The sequence below is a fragment of the Winogradskyella marina genome (genome assembly GCF_015645385.1).
Taxonomy (GTDB): Bacteria; Bacteroidota; Bacteroidia; order Flavobacteriales; family Flavobacteriaceae; genus Winogradskyella; species Winogradskyella marina.
In genome coordinates this window covers 1-313 of sequence record NZ_JADOET010000076.1, presented here as the reverse complement: position 1 = coordinate 313, position 313 = coordinate 1, and the positions used below count along the sequence as shown (strand labels likewise).

1 protein-coding gene is annotated in these 313 nt (G+C 33.2%); it reads left to right on the top strand.

Annotated elements, in window-relative coordinates:
- A partial coding sequence (locus tag ITJ86_RS17705; protein WP_195872885.1) for a hypothetical protein occupies positions 1-313 on the top strand: 313 nt, incomplete at both ends.

Below are 313 nucleotides of genomic sequence, written 5' to 3'. Positions count from 1 at the left end.
CAGATAATAATGCCGCAGATATTTTAAATGACGGAAACAATAATCCAAGAACCTATTTATTTGGACCTTTTGATAAAACAGCAGATAGTTATCTAATGTATACCGATGCTGATATAACAACTTTAGAAAGTGGTACAGGTTATAGAGCGGGAACTGTTGCAGGAACTAATTTAACCTTTACAGGAGATGTCCCAACAACAGAAGTTACAGTAGATATTAGAAATACTGGAGCGACTTACCCAGATTGGAATTTAATAGGAAACCCATATCCGTCTTATTTAGATATGGAATTATTTTTAAATCATGTTTTAGA